The organism is Paenibacillus sp. FSL L8-0470 (assembly GCF_038008625.1).
Taxonomy (GTDB): domain Bacteria; phylum Bacillota; class Bacilli; order Paenibacillales; family Paenibacillaceae; genus Paenibacillus_AQ.
Genome location: NZ_JBBOZM010000001.1, coordinates 5,517,077 through 5,535,740, shown reverse-complemented (window position 1 = coordinate 5,535,740; position 18,664 = coordinate 5,517,077). Strand labels below are relative to the sequence as shown.

Genomic DNA, 18,664 nt, shown 5'->3' with positions numbered 1-18,664 from the left:
GAAACCGCAATTTAGCTATATTATAGCACAACCTTTCATAAACATAGCGGGCTTATAATAATCTGTATATTCATCGGAGGGATTCCATAATGCTCTCCATACCAGAGATACTTAATCATGCATCAATAAAGGAGAGAATTATTAATGTCATCTTTATTCAATTTAGCAGGTAAAACAGCAATCGTAACCGGCGCAGGCCAAGGTCTTGGACAAGGGATCGCTCTTGCCTTCGCAGAAGCAGGCGCAGATGTCATCTCCGCTTCCCTGTTCCCTAGTGACGAAACCGTAGCAGCTGCTGAAGCTTTTGGCGTAAAAGCACTCAGCATCGCCACTGACCTGAGCGATCACACTAAACTGCAGGGCATGTTCGACGAAGCTGTTGCCTTCACAGGTAAAGTAGACATCCTCGTGAACTGCGCAGGGATGATCCGCCGTACACCCGCGAAGGATCACAGCGAAAAAGACTGGTTTGACGTAATTAACCTCAACCAGAACACTGTATTCCTGCTGTCCCAGATCGCCGGCCGCCACTTCCTCGAAAGAGGCAACGGTAAAATCATTAACATCTGCTCCATGCTATCCTACCAGGGCGGCATTAACGTACCTGGCTACACTGCAAGCAAGCATGCCGTAGCGGGTCTGACTAAAGCCTTCGCTAACGAATGGGCAGGTTCCGGCCTCAACATTAACGCCATCGCTCCAGGATATATGGCTACTGAAAACACAGCCCCAATCCGAGCGGAACAGAGCCGTTCTGATTCAATCCTTGACCGCATTCCTGCTGGACGTTGGGGAACTGCTGAAGATGTTAAGGGCCCTGCTGTGTTCCTGGCCTCTGCGGCTTCAGACTATCTGAACGGGCATATCCTTAATGTAGACGGCGGATGGCTGGCCAGATAATTCCAGTACAGCAATAACTTTCACCATTTACACATCACAGGGAGCTGCCCATAAGCCATGAAATGGCTTAAGAGCAGCTCCTTGTTTTTAGGTTTTAGGTAGGATATACGGCAGCGGTTGGTGTTCTTTCTGAGCGAACGGCCTGTTATCTAATTGTGCTCACCCATCAGCAATTTTGCTATATTTTAACGCAATTTAGATTAATCCCAACTGGATTATAATAATGCTATCAGGCGGCCCGCTGGAAGAGAAACAACGTATCCTCACTGGATCCGTGCCAAAAGGGTATACCTTGCCTGTTTGCAACCGGTATCACGGCTTATGCCGCTCAACTTTACGGCAGCGAAGCGCTGGCGTGGCTGGCTTGGTCGATCCTTTTGCAGGATGAAATGGGACAACGCGATTTGAAGCGCGAGGAACAACCGGCTGCAGAGCTGGAGTATGTGAGGAGTATCATTGAGATTCCAAGCGAAAAGGAGCTGAGGAAAATAAATGATAAATTCAAGCGTTACCTAATCCTATGCCTGATTGTTGCAGGTACAGCAGCTGCCGGACAATTCTACTACTACCACCAGCATTCCACTGATTTAGCTATAAAAGCTGATCAAACGGGGGAAGCTGTTCCATTGCAGGTAACCGAAAGCATTGATATCGGGCATGGCCTGAGCATGGAGTTTGTTCTGATTCAACCAGGATCATATACCATGGGGTCTGCTGTGTATTTAGGAGAGGGAGACGAGACTCCCGAACACCAAGTCACAATTACTGAGCCGTTTTATCTGGGAAATATGAGGTAACCCAGGAACAATGGGCAGCACTTACGGGAAGTAATCCAAGTAAATTTCAAGGTGATGAGCGACCTGTTGACAGTGTCAGCTGGGTTGATTCTAAGCGGCTGTTAACCAAGCTTCGAGAAATAACCGGCCGGCAATTCAGCTTGCCTACGGAGGCGCAATGGGAGTATGCCGCACGTGCGGGTACAACTACGCCATGGAACTTTGGAAACAGCGAAGCTATTTTGCGTGAGTATGCCTGGTTTGGGGACAATGCGAATAACACTACGCATCCAGTGGGCCAGAAACTGCCTAACGCCTGGGGGGACGACTTTACAATGGTCCGCTCATCCTACCGTAATACTGCGGAAGCTGAAGCGGCTTCTCCCGGCATAGGCTTCAGGGTTCTGATGGAACTAAATTGAGATTAATGCGAATGGTAAAGGAGGTGGTGTATAAGGGCGATAAAATGCATAGTTAGCACAAAATAGGAGGTTGTGTTCATGGTTAAATCAATGACTTCCCTGTTTAGCAGTGTTGGTCAAATTAGTAAAATCTGTGTGTCCGCAATAATGATTAGTTTAGCCGTATTAATGATAATATCAGCACCGGCATTTGCTGACTCAAGCAGCACGCCAAGCAAATGGAAGTTTGATTTTGGTCCGGCTAAAAGCTTCGAAAAGGGCTATATAAGTGTACCTGCCAATTTAGCATACACTCAGGAGAGAGGCTACGGTTTTTTAGGATTAGGGCCTGACGGCTACAAAGAGGATAACAGAAGTGATGGCTTTGTAATGCTGGAGGGACAGGAGATCAAGCTTCAACAGGTTTCATTGAAGTCAAACCCGAGAACCGTTGATGATGATGCAGTAGCTGTCACACAGCCGGATTTACCAATCCGCTTTGCAGTAAATGTTACACCAAATTCCTATTATAAAGTAAAGGTTACTTTAACAAGTGCTGATCCTCAGAAGGACTCTATCGTCAATTTATTCTCGGAAAAAAGACATTTTCATTTAACAGAAAAGCTAATTCCTGCCGGTACAAGTCTAAGCTATGAATTTAATGTAAATGTTCAGGATGTTTACTCCAAAGTAACCGGGACCTACGTAGATACTATGTTAAATATTGCAGTAAGTGGTGAAAATGCGGCGATTTCTTCGGCTAGGGTTGAACAGCTGGAGCATGGGAAAACGCTGTGGGTGCTTGGGGACTCCACCGTAAATGACCAATTGGCCCCACTCCCCTACTTCAGGCTCCAGAACTATTCTGGTGTCGGGCAGGCGCTGTCCAAATATGTAGGCCCTGATATTGCAGTATCTAATCATGCAGAAAGCGGTCTAGATGATTATTCCAGTATGGCGCATTTTGATCAGTTTAAAGACCGTATTCAGCCGGGCGATTATGTATTTTTTGAGTTTGGCCATAATCATAAAACGGATGGTCCAACAGGATATTATAATGGTATTTCCTATTATTATGACTATGTGCATAGTAAGGGAGCCGAGTTCATTGTTGTAGGTCCAATCGACCGCCACCGGGCTTATCAATACACTGCAGCTACAAATAAATGGACTTCTACTTTAGACGGCTTCTCTGCGATCGGTAAGCAATATGTAGAAGAAAAAGTGGCTATTGGTGCGACTGATATTGCCTTTGTAGATCTTAATGGCCCTTCGCTGGCATGGTATTCTCAGCTATGCGAGCTTTTGGGGAAAGAGGCTACAAGTACGGATTACTATTTCAGGGGAGTACAGGGTGGAAGCGTAGACGGCACACATCCGAATGATGCAGGTGTGGATCATTTTGCCAAAATGTTCTTTGAGGGTGCAGAAGCTATAGTTCATGCAGATCCTCAAACACCACAGGCAAAAGTATTAGCAGGTTTACTGAGAGGGGTAAGAGATGAAACTCCATATACGGTTCCTGCATCCATTACAAGTTTGGGGCATGCACCGAATAGCGCTTACCCCCAGCCGTATGTAACTCCAGTTTCTTATCCGTTAGTGATTAACAACGTGTATATGGATGACAGTGGTAAAGTATTATCCATGTCAGTGACAAAGCAAGGTGACCTTACTACCTATGGCCGGGGAATAGTAGAAGTATATAAGGCTAATGGCGAACTGAAAGGTACTGCTTATGCAAATGAGCAAATCGATAATACAATTGAAGGCACACAAATTGTAACCTTCACAACGGACTTGACGCTTGAACCTGATGAGACGTTGAAAGCATATGTCATGGAATTTGAAGATCAGCCAGGGTATCCACTGACAGATAAACAGCTTGCAGATTTTTATATTCCATAAATATAATCGGAGGCGAAATTATGGTGAAATCAATGACATCTGCGTCTATTTCTGCAAGTCAAATCTCTAAAGTCTGTGTAGCTATTACATTTCTCCAACCGGCAGTGACAGCAATTCAGGGACCAAAAGTGCACCTTTTAAAAGCATTATGAAAGCGCAATCAGTAGCGTCCGCCGGGGATACCGTATATATTTGTGGAGGAGTTTATAATGATTTTGATATTGCCACAACCGACAGCAATTATAATTATGTTCATGATATTACCAAGAGTAGAATAGCTTATAAGGCTTATGCAAGGGAGAACTAGGGGTTAAAGTAGGGACTCAATAGAGGGAATTTGCTGACCAATAATTTGAGTTTTATCATGTGAAAAAAACCCTGGGCTGCCAGCTGGCAACGGTACTCTACCGGTGTCAGCTTGTTTAATTTTGCTGCGGCCGTTGCGGTTATTATATTGGTTTGTAAACTGTAACTTAATTCTTACTGTATATCTCCTTGACTGCCTTTCGATAAGAATTAGGTGTTAAGCCCTTATGCTTTTTGAACAGCTGAGAAAAATACGGCGCACTGAAGCCGCCGACGATGCGGCCGATTTCCCTGATGGAGGTATCTGTATTCTCCAGCAATGCGCATGCTTCACGGATACGGCGACCGGCCAGATATTCGGACAACGTCATACCGGTATGCTGGCTGAATAAGTGGGAAATATGAAACGGAGATAAATGAAGCTCCTGAGACAGTGATTCCAGTGATAAGGGCAGGTTAAAATGCATTTCCACCCAGTCGACTATTCTCTCGACGTGGCCTAAGTTTTTGTCTAAGGGAAATTGCCCTTCGTGGATTCCGAAGACGTGCAGTTGAAGATGCTTCAGCAGGGAGATGAGGAACAGCACCCGATCTTCTACACTCGGCTCGCCGCCGGAGAGAGTCAGGGTGTTGTTATAATTCGTGAATAAATTTTCTAAAGTTTGGTCTTCGCAAACTGTAAACACTTGTTGCTGGAGTGAACCTTTCATGAGGCTCTGCAAAAAAGCCTGCAATTGGGGGTACGGCTGTAGATAAGGATCAAGGATGTGGGGATCAAAGGTGAGATTTGTTCTGATGTAAGTGGAACCCTCCATTGCGGGGACATCAACTTTATGCAGTTGATAAGGTTGGAAACAAAAGAGTGTGTTCTGACGCAGCACATACTGCAGGCTCTCTAGGGTTACAGTACCCGTCCCCTCATGTATATAAAGGAGCTCTAAACCCTGATGAGCATGTGACATCAGCCAATGCTCATTTCGTGTTTCTTTTTTATATTTTAAGAAAAATGCGTTCGCTCCCAGGTTAAGGGGCTGGATGATCTTCGGCATAATGCCCTCCTTGCAATCTTGAAACCGCAATTTAGCTACATTATAGCACAACCTCGCTTAAACCAGGCGGGAGTATAATCATACTGTAAATTGATTACGGAGGGGAATGGAGTGTCGCTCAATATGGATGAATCAGTGAACCAACAAACAGTAGATTTAGTTATGTTCATGGGACAGTCGAATATGGCAGGAAGAGGGACAGCGGAGCAAGCCCCCGTCGTTCCTTCCGGAACAGGGTATGAATTCCGGTCGATGTCCGATCCCGCAAGGTTATATGAGATTATGGAGCCGTTTGGGGTGAATGAGAATAATGCTGCCAGCGGCGTTTCGGAAACGATCAAAACAGGGTCGATGATTTCGGCTTTTGCTATAGAATACTACAAACTAACCAGCCGTCCTGTTGTAGGCGTGTCTTGTTCCAAAGGCGGTACTTCCATTAATCAATGGCAGCCGGAGGGGGCATTCTTGAATGATGCCATCGATCGTTTTCACTTAGCCGACCGTTATCTTGAGCGCAGCGGATATTGCGTGAAGCATAAGTTTATGGTCTGGTGTCAGGGAGAGACCGACGGTGATCTCGGGATGAGTGCAGCGGAGTATAAATTCAAGCTTAGCCTGATGATAGAGGCTATGCTTGCTGCCGGACTTGAACATTGTTATCTCATCAGAACCGGCAACAACAGAGACCAGCCGGCGCTATATAACCCAATTAAAGCGGCTCAAACAGAGCTGTGCAAGGAATATGCGAACACCACTCTAGTGTCTGCCAAATTCGAAGAGATGTCAGCGAAGGGTCAGATGTCAGATGCCTTCCACTACACGCAGAAAGCTTATAATATCACTGGCGCTGATGCGGGGAGGAACACTGCCCTTCATATCTTGAATTTGGAGGAGTGACATGAATTTTCGCTCTGTCTTGACATGCTTCGGTCCAGGATGCCGGTGCCAATAGAGTTCATAAAAGTCGCTGATGAAATAATCGAACAAATTTAAAATTATAAAGTATATTATGGGGAGTTCGTTAAAGGGAAAGAGGAAGAGATTATTTATTAAGCTCTTCATCATCAATTCAATTGCCTCATCCTTAGCTACAAATTATGCCATGAAAAAATTCCTGGAAGTCAAATCGGTTGTATGATTACTAAGTTAACGACTTATCCAAATACATGCAAACCCAATGATGTAGAAATAACGTTGGGATGGCAAATCGACCCGTTCTATTGGTATAAAGATGTTATTTCTACTCACTATGAGATCAGTAATCTGTCTGGTGTCATTGCTGAGGGGGAGAACCAATCTCTGGAGTAGTCTGGCATGAATATCCATCCCCATAGATGATATGCTAAATAGTACTCCCCCTTACCTTGCTCCGTTACGTTTGAGTAAAAGGGGGAGTATTTAGTCAATCCTTATGAAAGGAATGGGTCAACAAACGATAGATCGTCTCCTGGTCAGGTTACCTGACTTTTTTAAATATCCTTTGTTTTATGTAAGAATGATAACGTTTTTTATCAAACCATCCTTTAATTCCATTATATCAATACAAATTGACATATCTACGGATGAGTCGTTATTTGAGTTAATAAGATCAATCTTGACAAAGTACGTAGCGGTTTTCATACTTAGTAATCAATTCGAGGCGGACAGCTGTAATTTTATGAAAGCGCTATTTCAAAAGACGACTGCAAAGGAGATATTCCCATGCTTGGCATAATCAAACGAATGAAAATCTTTCACCGGCTGGTGTTTTTTATGCTGCTGCTTATCTCGCTCGTGTGCACCGGATTTCTGGTGGTCACAACAATTTCTTTTAAAACCTATGATGAGATGCTGTACGAGCAGGCTTCCCGCGCCATGAATCTGTCGGTCTCCGGCATTGAAAATGAGATCGGTAATATCGAGAAGCTGTCAATGAATATGGCGCTTGACTCCAGAATTCAGGAGCAGCTGATCAGCATACAAGGAGGGATTTCCTCGTACGAGCGTTCGGTCAGAACGACAGATTTCAAGAATAAGATCATGCAGTATATGTTTTCGGAAGAGAGTATTGCCTCCATCCGGTTCCTGAATACGAGCGGATACGAATTTTTTGTCGGGCAGAACAGAGTGACCAATCAGGAGGAACAAATTGCCGGGATTGTCCGTACTGCACACGAACGTGAAGGCTCAGGAGTCTGGATCGAACCGGAGAATAAAGATGAAGGACTGACTCTGGCAAGAGAAGTCCGTTCTATTTACGAACCGATTCTGGAGCCGCTGGGAACACTGATTTTTCAGATTGATTTCCAAAAGCTGGTGGAGCGCCATTTCCGGCCTGCATCAAGTACAGCGACAGAGTTATTCGTTATTTCCGACTCGGTTGTGTTGTACCGGCCTGCGGCAGAAAGCATCCAAAGCTTTGATGCGGGAGCCATTGCACTGACAGGCAATTACGGTTCTTTTGTTCAGCAAATCGCCGGAAAATCTTATTTTCTCGCGTACAAGCAGTCTCAGGCGACGGGGTGGAAATATATCAGCCTTATTCCCTACGATGATGTGTTTCAGGAGAAAAAAGCACTGCGCAACACGATTTGGCTCATTGCCGCATTGTTAGTTGTAATCGCCTGCTCCATCAGCTATTTATTCGCCAAGAGGTTCACCCGGCCGATTAATCAGCTGGCCAGGCAGATGCGCAGCGCGGAAAAAGGCAATTTCAGCGCTTCCCTGCTGGATATCCGCGCGGCCTCCCAAATGGACGAGATAGGCTATCTGCACAAAAGATTTAACAGCATGATCCGAAATATCGAGCAGCTGATTGATGAGAATTACAAGAAGCAAATCGTGATTAAAGATACGGAATACAGGGCGCTGCAGGCTCAGATTAACCCACATTTTCTCTACAATACGCTCAATTCGATCAATTGGATGGCCCGCATGCGCAGCGATGAGGTTATCTCAACGATGGTGGAATCCTTGAGCCAGCTGCTCCGCGGGGCCATGGATAACAAACGGACCATGGTGACCGTACGCGAGGAAATTGAGCTGATTAACAGCTATATGTATATCCAGAAGGTGCGCTATGGCAAGCGGATCGATTTCAGAGTGGATATACCAAGCGATGCGCTCGACAGCCAAATCCCTAAGTTTGCGCTGCAGCCGATCGTGGAGAATGCGGTGTATCATGCCGTAGACCAGATGGCTGGGGTATGCCATATTACGATTCACTCCGAAACCACTGGAAACGGGGAAGAGCTTGTGTTTGTGGTTAGTGATGATGGTCCCGGCGTGGACAAAATTTATCTGGAGAGCCTTAGAAGTCTGGATTATGAAGCGAAAGGAACAGGGATCGGGCTGCGGAACATCCACGAGAGACTGCAGCTTGCTTTTGGAGAGGGTTATGGCATCGGGATTGAAAGTGAGATTAGCAAAGGAACCAGTGTCCGGATCACGATACCAAGAGGAGGAAACACATATGTATAAAGTACTGCTTGTCGATGATGAGGAACTGGTGGTGCAGGGAATCTCCAGCCTGATCCCATGGGAGAAGAACGGGTTTCAGCTGCTTGAGCCCGCATACAACGGGGTAGAGGCCTTGGAGCGGTTCCGCAGTGAGCCTGCCGACATTGTGATTACGGATATTCGCATGCCTATGATGGACGGACTGTCATTAATCAGGCAGCTTAAGGAGGAGTCGCCGCATACTGAGTATATAGTCTTGTCCGGTTACGGCGAATATGACTATACGAGCGAGGCAATGGCTCAGGGAGTGAAGCATTATCTGCTGAAGCCGTCCAATGAGACGAAGATTCTGGAAGTGCTTCATAAAGTAGCCGCTGAACTGAAAGGGCGGGCGGAGCATGCGCATTTTGTGGAACGGCTGCAGAATGATTTCAAGAAAGTGCTGCCTCACGTAAAAGAGCAGCTGTTACGGGATATTGTGCTCACCGGAATGTACAATAAGCAGGATTGTGACTATTTTATGGACCTGTTCATGATTGAGCAGCAAATGTTCAAGCTGGTGTTATTTACGCTCCATGAAGAAACGGAGTATATTCACAAATTTGCGCTTAGAAACATTGCCGAAGAAGTGTTCAAAGATGAGGGAGCCTATTTAACGACAGTGGTGCGGGACCAGGTTCTGCTGCTTGTAAAGGCGGTTGATTTCGAACGGCTGTCAGAGAAGGTCAAGCAGGTTCAGCGGATTTACAAAGCGTACTATAAGTTTGAAATATTTGTTGCCATCAGCAATGAAGGGGGATTCACCACCATCCGGTCGATGTACGAAACGGTGAGGCGCTGTCTGAGCTTCGGCATATCCTTTCAAGAAGGATATATCGTTACTCCGCAGGATGTGCTGGATGCCGAACGGGAGCTTCCCGTGGACACGGCAAATGTATCGGATCGGCTGGCGCTGGCAGTTCGTACAGGCAATCCCGCAGAGGTGAGGGAAACCATTACTGAAGCGGGCAGATGGCTGGAGAACGGCTTGTTTGATGCGGCTGCAGCCAGAAAATTATGCCTGGATCTGTTCCTGACCGTGATCCGCCAAAGTGATGGGGGACTGGACGAATATGTGGCCGATATTCCGAAGCTGTACAATATGGCTTCCCTTCGCGGAGCTTTTCAACTGCTGGAGAAAACGGCATTGGAGCTGGCTGCACGGAATTCAGGCTGGGCGGCCAAACGGCAGAATGATCTAATCGACTCGGTGCTTCGGATTGTAGAAAATAATCTGGGCAATCCTGATTTATCGTTAAAGTGGATCGGAAACGAGCTGTTGTATGTGAATGTAGATTATCTGGGGAAAATGTTCACCAAAAAAATGGGCAGCAAATTCTCCAATTATTTGGTTCAGCTGCGGATGGAGTCGGCCAAAAGGCTGATGGAGCAGGACAAGGATCTGAGAATTTACGATATTGCCGTGATGATGGGGTATCCTGAGGATGCCCAATATTTCTCCAAATTGTTCAAGAGATACGCCGGCATGACGCCAACAGAGTATATGCGCAGCAGGGAGGCACAGGAACGGTGATCTGCAAAAGCTCGATTTATTTCAAGAAAAACCTCTGTTTTTTCCATGTTGGAGATTAGCAAAGAGATGTATTTTAAATATAGAGACGGTTTGTACCTATCCGGGCCCGGACAACACAAATACGTTCACCAAAACAACAATTAGAGGGGCGCTAACTAATGAAGAGACGCTTTTCCATGACGATGATCCTGGCAATGACCTGTATCCTTGCTCTTGCCGGATGTTCAGGGGGCAACTCGGCTGAGCCAAGCGGAACGACACAACCTGCACAAGAAACCGGCAGCAGCGGAACGCAGGAAGCAGGAGGCAATCTCCGTGTGATCTGGTGGGGAAATCAGGATCGGCATAATTTAACGTCCGAGGTTCTCGACCTCTACTCCAAAGCCAATCCTGGAGTAACCTTCACGCCGGAATATCAGGGATTCGACGGGTATTACCAAAAGCTCACCTTGCTCGCTGCTTCCAACAATATGCCTGATGTTTTTCAGTTTTATGTAGGCGCCAGCGATGCGAATCAGTTTGTTGATAAAGGGTTGGTTGAGCCATTGGACGGTTATATCGAGAAAGGTCTGATTGATGTTTCGGAGATTGGGGAGAGCACGCTGTCCGGCGGTAAAGGCTCGGACGGCAAAATGTACGGGATTCCTCTTGGTGTCAACGCCAGAGTCATGATCGTTGACCCTGCCGCTTATGAAAAAGCAGGCCTTACCGTTCCTGAAAACGGTTACGCAAACTGGGAAGCACTGTATGAAGATTTGAAAAAGCTGAAGGAGACCACCGGTGCATATGGGGCAGACGACCTGTTCAACATCGCCTTCACTTTGCCTTATTATGCCCGCCAGTTCGATCAGACCGTAAATGCTGAGGATACAGGAATCGGTTTTGATGAGAAATTATACACTGATTTCTTTACTTACCGTCAGGAATGGGCCAAGGAAGGCCTTATTCCGAAGATGGACGCCTCCATGTCAGTAAAAAATCCGGAGGAATCGTTCCTCGTGAAGGGCCAATCTGCTGTGATGGTTGGCTATACAAACCAGTATCCCGGAATTGCAAAAGCGGCAGCACGGCCGCTTAAGATGATTCTTATGCCTGGACCGAATTCTGAGAAGGCGATGGATGTGCGGCCAGGTCTGCATTTCTCCATCGCTGCAAATTCCGCCAACAAAGAAACAGCGGCAAAGTTTATCAGTTACTTCATTAATGATGTTGAAGCGAACAAAGTGCTGAATGCGAACCGAGGGATGCCGATTTCAAGTACCGTACGCGCTGCCTTGATGGAACAGTTCGAACCTGAAATGAAGGATGTAGCCGATTATATGGAAATCGTAGCTGAGCATAGCGGCCCGCTCGACCCGCCAGCTCCGGCCGGGGCTACGGAAATTGATACGCTCATGATTGATCTGGAACAGCAGATTATGTACGATCAGATTTCGATCCAGGATGCATATGAGAAGCTGCAGAAGGATGCAGCAGCTATAGTGGCCAAGCATAAGCAGTGACAAACAAAGCGGCCGGCTCTTGATTACGATTAAGCAGCCGGCCGTAGATAGGTGTGGTGAAAATAATGGCACAAAAAGTCGCAAAAGCAGGCGGTTATGAGAACGGAGCCGGCTATCTGTTTATTTTACCTTGGATTATTGGCTTTATCGCGTTTACGGCCATTCCGTTCGTGGCGTTATTCTATTTTTCCTTTACGAATTACGACCTCATATCAACACCCAAATGGATCGGGCTGGATAATTTTATCCGCATGTTCACCGTAGACGAGAAATTCGTAACCAGTCTTAAAGTCACGTTCTTCTATGTTCTGACAGCGATCCCGCTGCGCCTTGTTTTCGCCTTGTTCATTGCAATGCTGCTGAACATGAAGATTAAGTTCGTGGGACTGTATCGGACAGCATTCTATGTACCTTCCATTATTGGAGGCAGTGTAGCGGTAGCGGTAATGTGGGGACAACTGTTTGGTCTTAATGGGGCTGTCAACGGAATCATTGGAGCTTTAACCGGCACCAGCCCGAACACATCATGGATTGCCAATCCCGATACAGCACTGTGGACGCTCATCCTGATGGCCATTTGGCAGTTCGGTTCCCCGATGATTATTTTTCTTGCCGGGCTGAAGAACATTCCGGATTCCTATTATGAAGCGGCGGTTGTTGACGGTGCGAATGCGTTCCACAGGTTTGTGAAAATTACGCTTCCTTTGCTGACTCCGGTCATCCTGTTCAATCTTGTAATGCAAATCATTGGCGGATTTATGACGTTTACCCAGGGACTTATCATTACGTCAGGCGGACCGCTGGACCGGACCTTGTTCTACCAGCTCTATGTGTACCGGCAGGGCTTTGAATTCCTGGATATGGGGTATGCTGCGGCGCTGTCCTGCTTCTTGCTGGTAATTGTTGCGGTTCTGACCGCGCTTGTCTTTAAATCGTCGTCCTCATGGGTACATTACGAGTCGAAAGGATAGTCATTATGATACAAAATTCAAAGTTTAGTGTGGGTAAGCTGACGATCCAGCTAGTGTGTCTTATCATCGGGATCGTCTCGCTGTACCCGCTGGTCTGGATGGTCGCCAGCTCGTTTAAGGAGAGCTCCCAAGTTTTTGTGAGTGCGCAATCGCTGATCCCTAGAAGCTGGGACTTTAGTAATTATACAAACGGATGGCAGGGATTTGCGGGAATCACGTTCGGGACATTTTTCAAAAATACTATCATTATAGTATGTTCAGTGGTAGTGGGAACCCTTGTCTCCTGCTCGTTGATTGCTTACGGATTTGCCAGAATACCGTTTAAACTGAAGGGCTTCTGGTTCGGAACCGTGATGCTGACTCTGCTGCTGCCGGGACAGATTGTGCAGATTCCACAGTATATTATTTTTCATAAGATGGGCTGGGTCAATACGTTCCTGCCCTTGATTGTCCCGGCATTTTTCGGGTCTGCCTTCTTTATCTTCCTGCTCTTGCAGTTCATCCGCACCATTCCTTATGAGCTGGATGAAGCGGCCAAAATCGACGGCTGCAGCCGGTTCGGCATCTTCTCACGGGTCATTCTGCCGCTGATTAAGCCAGCTTTGGTGACAACCGCCATTTTCGAATTTTATTGGTCCTGGGACAATTTCTTCGGCGCGCTGATTTATTTAGGCAGACCACAGCTGTATACGATCAGCGTTGCACTCCGTCTGTTCGCAGATCCGAGCTCCGGTACGGATTGGTCAGCCATGTTTGCGATGGCTACACTATCGCTCATTCCGCCTATCCTTATCTTCTTTGTATTCCAGCGTTATATCGTAGAAGGGATCAGCACGACGGGATTGAAAGGATGAGTGGATGATGAATAGCAGGCAAATAATAGGTTTGAACGGCAGCTGGAGCGCCACGCTGGAAGACTGGAATGAACCGGGAAAGACGATATCCAGGGAAATCACATTACCAGGAACGCTTGACGAACATGGGCTGGGGCCTGTACCGAGCGCTTCCTCCGAGCATCTGACCCGTAAGCATGCGTATGAAGGGCGTGCCCGTTACGAACGCCGGGTGATGATTCCAGAGGAATGGCGGGACAAAGTGCTCTTCTTCGGAATGGAGCGGACACGGGGAACGGAGCTTTGGATCGACGGGATACAGGCAGGCAGCTGCAACACACTGTCAACACCACAGCTGTATAATGTAACCGGCTATCTCGATCCGGGGCAGCATGTCCTCTCTGTTGTTGTGGATAATGCCTCAGGAATTATGAGCTGGAAAAGCATCCGTAATTCGCATATGGCAACGGATCATACACAGACGAACTGGAACGGTATCCTCGGCGATATCGAGCTTACCGCCGTAGAACCGCTGCGGATCGGGCAGATCCGCTTGTATCCTCAAAGGGGAGGGGAGGTTCGAGGCAAAGCCGTCATCAGCAAGCCCGCAGATGGCACTGCTGAAGGGCGGTTATCCCTTAGCATCCTGGATTCCGCAGGCAGCAAGCTTTATGTCGGCGGAGAAATTCCTTTCCGGCTGGAAGCGGGTTCTTGCGATAGGGAAATTCCGTTTATCATTCCTGCAAGTGATGCATTGGAATACTGGGACGAATTCAATCCGGTGCAGTATACAGTACATGCTGTTCTGGAGGGGACATACCGGGAGCAGGCTACAGCAGATGAGTTAACGGTGCCTCTTGGCATTCGCACGTTTGGCGTAGCGGGAACCCAATTTGAAGTGAACGGCAGAACTACGTTTCTCAGAGGCAAGCATGACGCCTGTGTGTTCCCGTTAACGGGATACGCCCCTATGGAGAAGGAATCCTGGTTGGAAGTATTCCGGACAGCGAAGGCTTACGGTATTAACCATTACCGGTTTCATTCCTGGTGCCCGCCGCGGGCGGCCTTTGAAGCAGCTGATCAGAGCGGCATGTATCTGCAGCCGGAGCTCCCGTTCTGGGACCCCGGAACAGCATTTCAAAATGATGAAGAATGGCAGTACTTCTCGGAAGAGACGTTCCGGATTATAGAAGCGTACGGCAACCACCCGTCATTTGTCATGTTTGCCTGGGGCAATGAGCTGGCAGGGTCGATGGAACGGATGGAGGCGCTAGTAGAAAAGGCCCGCAGCTGGGACCCGGGCAAGCTGTATGCGATCGGCTCCAATAATTTCTTCCTCCATGCGGGGTTGCCCGGCAACTCGGATTACTGGACCACCTTCTGGACTGAAGGGAGCTGGAATGTGAAGAAGGCCGGATATGGAGGGAAACATGTCCGCGGGGCAACGCCCCATCCGACACGCGGCTTCATCAACAACAGCCCGCCCTCCGGCCGTAAGGATTACCGCGAGGAAATCCGCGGGGTTTCGCTCCCGGTAATCGGACATGAGGTCGGGCAATACCAGGTGTATCCTGACTTCCGGGAGATTGACAAATACCAGGGAGTGCTAAAGCCGGAACATCTGATACGATTCCGGAGCCTGAGTGTTTCTTCAGGGTTGCTTGAACAGGCAGACAATCTGCATGCCGCCTCCGGCCGCCTCGCCGCTTTATGCTACCGTGAGGAGATTGAGGCAGCCCTACGTACACCAGGGATGGCTGGGTTTCAGCTGCTCGATTTGCAGGATTTCCCTGGTCAGGGGGGAGCGTTTGTAGGTATGCTGGACGCCTTCATGGAACCCAAGGGAATTATTACTCCTGAAGAGTGGCGGCGGTTTTGCAGTGAAGTGGTGCCTTTAGCCCGGCTGCACCGGTATGTGTGGACGGAAGGCGAGAGCATTCTCTGGCAGGCGGAAATCGCTAATTACGGACCGGAGCCGCTTACGGATGCTGCAGTAATCTGGTCTATCACAGGCGCTGATGGCGGACAGATCGGAGAAGGGCGGCTTACAGCAGACGCTATTCCCCAAGGCGGGCTGTGGTCTGCCGGGGAGTGTGAATTCCGCATTCCTGCCATTTCCAAGGCAGAGAAATGGACGCTTCAGCTCAGTATTGAAGGAACAGCGTATAACAATGAATATTCGTTATGGATCTATCCTGATTTATTGGATATTTCAATTCCAGCATCGGTTGTAGTTGCGGATGCTTTCGATGAGAACACGCGGCGCGAGCTGCGTAGCGGCAGGACTGTGCTGCTTATTCCTCCGGCTCAGGGCTCATTCGGGAGCGGTCCCGAAGGGACATTCATCCCCGACTTCTGGTGCTTTCCGATGTTCAAAAAGTACGGTCCTCCCGGAACATTAGGCCTGTATTGTGATAGGGACCATCCTGCGCTGGAGGCATTTCCGACAGCTGCGCATGCGCAGTGGCAGTGGTGGCATCTTATGAGGCACTACCGGGCCATAGTGCTTGACGATTCGGCGGCGGATTACCGGCCTATCGTTCAGGTCATCGACAACGTGGCCAGACAGCATAAGCTGGGGATTGTGTTTGAAGCGAAGGTGTCTGGCGGAAAGCTGCTGGTCTGTTCCATCGACCTGTGGAGCCAGATGGACCGGCCGGAAGCCAGACAGCTGCTGCACTCATTGCTGAACTATTGCTCTTCAGACCGGTTCACTCCCGGGGCAGAATGGACGGAGGACTTCACAGAAAGTTTGTTTGCCGCCAAGGAAATGTCCGTGGTTGCGGGCAATCCGAACGCGGATAATTATGGATAACGGTTATTCCGATCTAAACTAGACTGAAGGAGATCAGGGTTATGAAGACGAACGGGGATGTTCCGTATCACCGGCTCCAAGACCATACGATGAATGCTTCTGCAAATGTACTGCGTTTCAAGGGACAACTGCAGATTCACCTGGAAATGGAGCCAACCCGGCCGGTCCAGCATGCGCTGCGGATGCTGGACCGCGATCTGGAGACGGTCCTGGGCGAGAAGCCTCTATTGAATGGTGGAACTAATGAGCAGGCAGATCTTTATATTCGGTATGCTACAGCTCTGGATGAGGAAATTCAGCTTCCGGAAGCCTATGCGTTTCTCTTCGAATCAGATGGAAGTAGAGGGCGGATGGACATTGTAGGCTATGATGATCTGGGGATCGTCTATGGCATCCTGGAATTCAGCCGCAAATTTCTCGGCATCTCGCCCTTCTGGTTCTGGGCAGACCAGCCGGTTGCACGGCGGGAAGCAGTTGAGATTCCATGTGAGGCGTACCACTCAACGCCTTCTAAGGTACGCTTCCGGGGGTGGTTTGTTAACGATGAGGTCTGCCTGATCGGCTGGAAGGAGCCTTATCCTCCTGCGCGGGAGGTGTGGGAGCCGGTATTTGAAGCGCTGCTGCGCTGCGGAGGCAATATGGTCATTCCGGGCACAGATCTGCCACGGCATGGTGATCACTATGAGATTGCTGCTGAAATGGGCCTGTGGTTGACGCATCATCATGCTGAGCCGCTCGGGGCCGAAATGTTCCTGCGGGCGTATCCGGGCAAACAAGCCAGCTATCAGAAGCATCCGGAGCTGTTTGAAGCATTATGGGCGGAAGCGATTGAGCAGCAGAAGGATAAGAATGTCGTCTGGGTACTGTCCTTCAGAGGACAAGGGGATCAGCCGTTCTGGGAGCAGGACCCGTCTTTCGATACCCCTCTGAAACGCGGTGCGATGATTGCGCAGGTGGTTCGTAAGCAGTATGACATGATCAGAAGCGTTGTCCGAAATCCGATATGCAGCGTCGCTTTGTATGGGGAAATTGCCGAGTTGTACAAAAGCGGCCATATTGAATTGCCGGATGATGTAATCAAGGTATGGGCCGACAACGGATATGGAAAAATGGTGTCGCGCAGACACGGCAATCTCAATCAGCGGGTACCTTCTCTGCCAGCGGCCAGCGATCAAGGGAAGCACGGGATTTATTACCATGTCACGTTTCATGATTTGCAGGCTTCCAATCATTTGACGATGTTCCCCGGGCCTGCCGCCCTTCTGAAACAGGAAGTGGAAGAAGCGTTCAATACCGGAGCGCACGAATATGTGCTGCTTAACTGTGGCAATGTCCGGCCGCATGTCTATATGCTCGATGTGATCCGGGAGCTGTGGAACACCGGCAGCATTGATGTCAGCGGGCATTTACGGGATTTCATCGGCAGTTACTATTCGAGCTTTCACGCTGATTTGGCGGCGCTGGTTCAGAGTTATTCCGATGCAGCCATTGCGTACGGACCGCACGACGACGACCGGGCAGGCGACGAATATTATCATCACCCGGCACGCAAAATCATCGGGCACTGGCTGACCGGGAAAGGCGGGCAGCCGCTTGCGCAGCTGCAGTGGGCAGTGGGAGATGCACCGTTTCCGGAGCAGGTACGCAGGTTCGAGGAGAAACTGGCATCTGGTATAGAGACCTGGAGCGCATGGCTTGACCGATGTGATGAAATTATTTCAAGGCTTGGTACAGAAGACAGACAAAGAGCTCAGGATCATTTACGCTTTCATGGAGCGATCCATCTGTCAGGGTGTGAAGGCTTTTACTGGCTGTGCCGTTCTTATGATGCATACCGTAAGGAACAGTACCCGCAGGCATTTGTCCATGCTTCGCAATCAGTCTGGAGCTACCGGCGCGGGCTTGATGTTCTGCGCGCGTCCGAGCACGGCAAATGGGAGCGGTTCTACAGGGCCGACTGGCTGACCAATATAGAGAGTACGATCAACAATGTGGAGACATTAAGACGTTATCTGCGGATGCACGGTGACAGCCCGGATTTCTTCCTGTGGTATAAAGCTTATCTGATGCCGGAAACGGAGAAGTATATCTATCTGGAGAATACACACCGTAAGCCGCTGTCAGACGATGATCTGTCCTTGCGTTTGAGAGATCATTTTTTTGGAGAAGGAAATGAATGAAGCGGCGGGGGC

Annotated in this window: 13 protein-coding genes and 1 pseudogene; 13 read left to right on the top strand and 1 reads right to left on the bottom strand. The window is 48.6% G+C overall.

The genetic code is table 11. From position 1 onward, the window contains the following. The first annotated feature begins 144 nt into the window (after positions 1–144). From kduD to NST99_RS25270, 5 genes and pseudogenes are all read left to right on the top strand, one after another. Entirely contained in the window at positions 145–900 is a 756-nt protein-coding gene (kduD, locus tag NST99_RS25290) for a 2-dehydro-3-deoxy-D-gluconate 5-dehydrogenase KduD (RefSeq protein ID WP_171717307.1), read from the top strand. Positions 901–1,289: 389 nt separating this feature from the next. After that, on the top strand, positions 1,290–1,697 hold the full coding sequence (locus NST99_RS25285; RefSeq protein ID WP_341095313.1) for a hypothetical protein: 408 nt from the start codon (positions 1,290–1,292) through the stop codon (positions 1,695–1,697). 53 nt (positions 1,698–1,750) lie between these two features. After that, positions 1,751–2,098, top strand: a pseudogene (locus NST99_RS25280) (formylglycine-generating enzyme family protein); the annotation flags it as partial. 78 nt (positions 2,099–2,176) lie between these two features. Continuing rightward, positions 2,177–3,985 carry a hypothetical protein gene (locus NST99_RS25275; RefSeq protein ID WP_341095311.1) on the top strand — a complete coding sequence of 603 codons (1,809 nt, stop codon included), beginning with the start codon at positions 2,177–2,179 and terminating at the stop codon, positions 3,983–3,985. Positions 3,986–4,058: 73 nt separating this feature from the next. Beyond that, positions 4,059–4,292, top strand: a complete 234-nt coding sequence (locus NST99_RS25270; protein WP_341097749.1) for a right-handed parallel beta-helix repeat-containing protein — start codon at positions 4,059–4,061, stop codon at positions 4,290–4,292. Positions 4,293–4,458: 166 nt separating this feature from the next. Here the strand turns inward: NST99_RS25270 and NST99_RS25265 are convergent, their stop codons facing one another. After that, a complete protein-coding gene (locus tag NST99_RS25265) occupies positions 4,459–5,340 on the bottom strand; it encodes an AraC family transcriptional regulator (protein ID WP_341095309.1) in 882 nt (293 codons plus the stop codon). A gap of 123 nt (positions 5,341–5,463) precedes the next feature. On the opposite strand from NST99_RS25265, the gene NST99_RS25260 reads away from it, so the two are divergent. The 8 genes from NST99_RS25260 to NST99_RS25225 all read left to right on the top strand — a co-directional run bounded on the left by NST99_RS25260 (position 5,464) and on the right by NST99_RS25225 (position 18,652). Further along, positions 5,464–6,237 (top strand): sialate O-acetylesterase, encoded by a 774-nt coding sequence (locus NST99_RS25260; RefSeq protein WP_341095307.1) that lies wholly within the window; start codon positions 5,464–5,466, stop codon positions 6,235–6,237. An 804-nt stretch (positions 6,238–7,041) separates the two neighbouring features. Continuing rightward, positions 7,042–8,799: a sensor histidine kinase gene (locus tag NST99_RS25255; RefSeq protein WP_341095305.1), complete on the top strand. Its 1,758-nt coding sequence runs from the start codon at positions 7,042–7,044 to the stop codon at positions 8,797–8,799. After that, positions 8,792–10,351: a response regulator transcription factor gene (locus NST99_RS25250; RefSeq protein ID WP_341095303.1), complete on the top strand. Its 1,560-nt coding sequence runs from the start codon at positions 8,792–8,794 to the stop codon at positions 10,349–10,351. The genes NST99_RS25255 and NST99_RS25250 overlap by 8 nt, the downstream gene beginning before the upstream one ends. A gap of 158 nt (positions 10,352–10,509) precedes the next feature. Next, the gene (locus tag NST99_RS25245) at positions 10,510–11,853 is read left to right on the top strand and encodes an ABC transporter substrate-binding protein (RefSeq protein WP_341095302.1); all 1,344 of its coding nucleotides are present in this window, start codon (positions 10,510–10,512) and stop codon (positions 11,851–11,853) included. A 65-nt stretch (positions 11,854–11,918) separates the two neighbouring features. Beyond that, positions 11,919–12,824, top strand: coding sequence for a carbohydrate ABC transporter permease (locus tag NST99_RS25240; RefSeq protein WP_341095300.1), 906 nt, complete (start codon positions 11,919–11,921; stop codon positions 12,822–12,824). A gap of 5 nt (positions 12,825–12,829) precedes the next feature. Further along, positions 12,830–13,678 carry a carbohydrate ABC transporter permease gene (locus tag NST99_RS25235; protein ID WP_341095297.1) on the top strand — a complete coding sequence of 283 codons (849 nt, stop codon included), beginning with the start codon at positions 12,830–12,832 and terminating at the stop codon, positions 13,676–13,678. A gap of 7 nt (positions 13,679–13,685) precedes the next feature. After that, positions 13,686–16,472: a glycoside hydrolase family 2 TIM barrel-domain containing protein gene (locus NST99_RS25230; RefSeq protein ID WP_341095295.1), complete on the top strand. Its 2,787-nt coding sequence runs from the start codon at positions 13,686–13,688 to the stop codon at positions 16,470–16,472. A 41-nt stretch (positions 16,473–16,513) separates the two neighbouring features. After that, positions 16,514–18,652: a glycosyl hydrolase 115 family protein gene (locus NST99_RS25225; RefSeq protein WP_341095293.1), complete on the top strand. Its 2,139-nt coding sequence runs from the start codon at positions 16,514–16,516 to the stop codon at positions 18,650–18,652. Positions 18,653–18,664 lie beyond the last annotated feature (12 nt).

Excerpts from the sequence above, each read along its gene's own strand:
- kduD (WP_171717307.1), top strand. The coding sequence starts at position 145 with ATGTCATCTTTATTCAATTTAGCAGGTAAAACAGCAATCGTAACCGGC.
- NST99_RS25285 (WP_341095313.1), top strand. The coding sequence starts at position 1,290 with ATGGGACAACGCGATTTGAAGCGCGAGGAACAACCGGCTGCAGAGCTG.
- NST99_RS25275 (WP_341095311.1), top strand. The coding sequence starts at position 2,177 with ATGGTTAAATCAATGACTTCCCTGTTTAGCAGTGTTGGTCAAATTAGT.
- NST99_RS25265 (WP_341095309.1), bottom strand. The coding sequence starts at position 5,340 with ATGCCGAAGATCATCCAGCCCCTTAACCTGGGAGCGAACGCATTTTTC.
- NST99_RS25260 (WP_341095307.1), top strand. The coding sequence starts at position 5,464 with ATGGATGAATCAGTGAACCAACAAACAGTAGATTTAGTTATGTTCATG.
- NST99_RS25255 (WP_341095305.1), top strand. The coding sequence starts at position 7,042 with ATGCTTGGCATAATCAAACGAATGAAAATCTTTCACCGGCTGGTGTTT.
- NST99_RS25250 (WP_341095303.1), top strand. The coding sequence starts at position 8,792 with ATGTATAAAGTACTGCTTGTCGATGATGAGGAACTGGTGGTGCAGGGA.
- NST99_RS25245 (WP_341095302.1), top strand. The coding sequence starts at position 10,510 with ATGAAGAGACGCTTTTCCATGACGATGATCCTGGCAATGACCTGTATC.
- NST99_RS25240 (WP_341095300.1), top strand. The coding sequence starts at position 11,919 with ATGGCACAAAAAGTCGCAAAAGCAGGCGGTTATGAGAACGGAGCCGGC.
- NST99_RS25235 (WP_341095297.1), top strand. The coding sequence starts at position 12,830 with ATGATACAAAATTCAAAGTTTAGTGTGGGTAAGCTGACGATCCAGCTA.
- NST99_RS25230 (WP_341095295.1), top strand. The coding sequence starts at position 13,686 with ATGAATAGCAGGCAAATAATAGGTTTGAACGGCAGCTGGAGCGCCACG.
- NST99_RS25225 (WP_341095293.1), top strand. The coding sequence starts at position 16,514 with ATGAAGACGAACGGGGATGTTCCGTATCACCGGCTCCAAGACCATACG.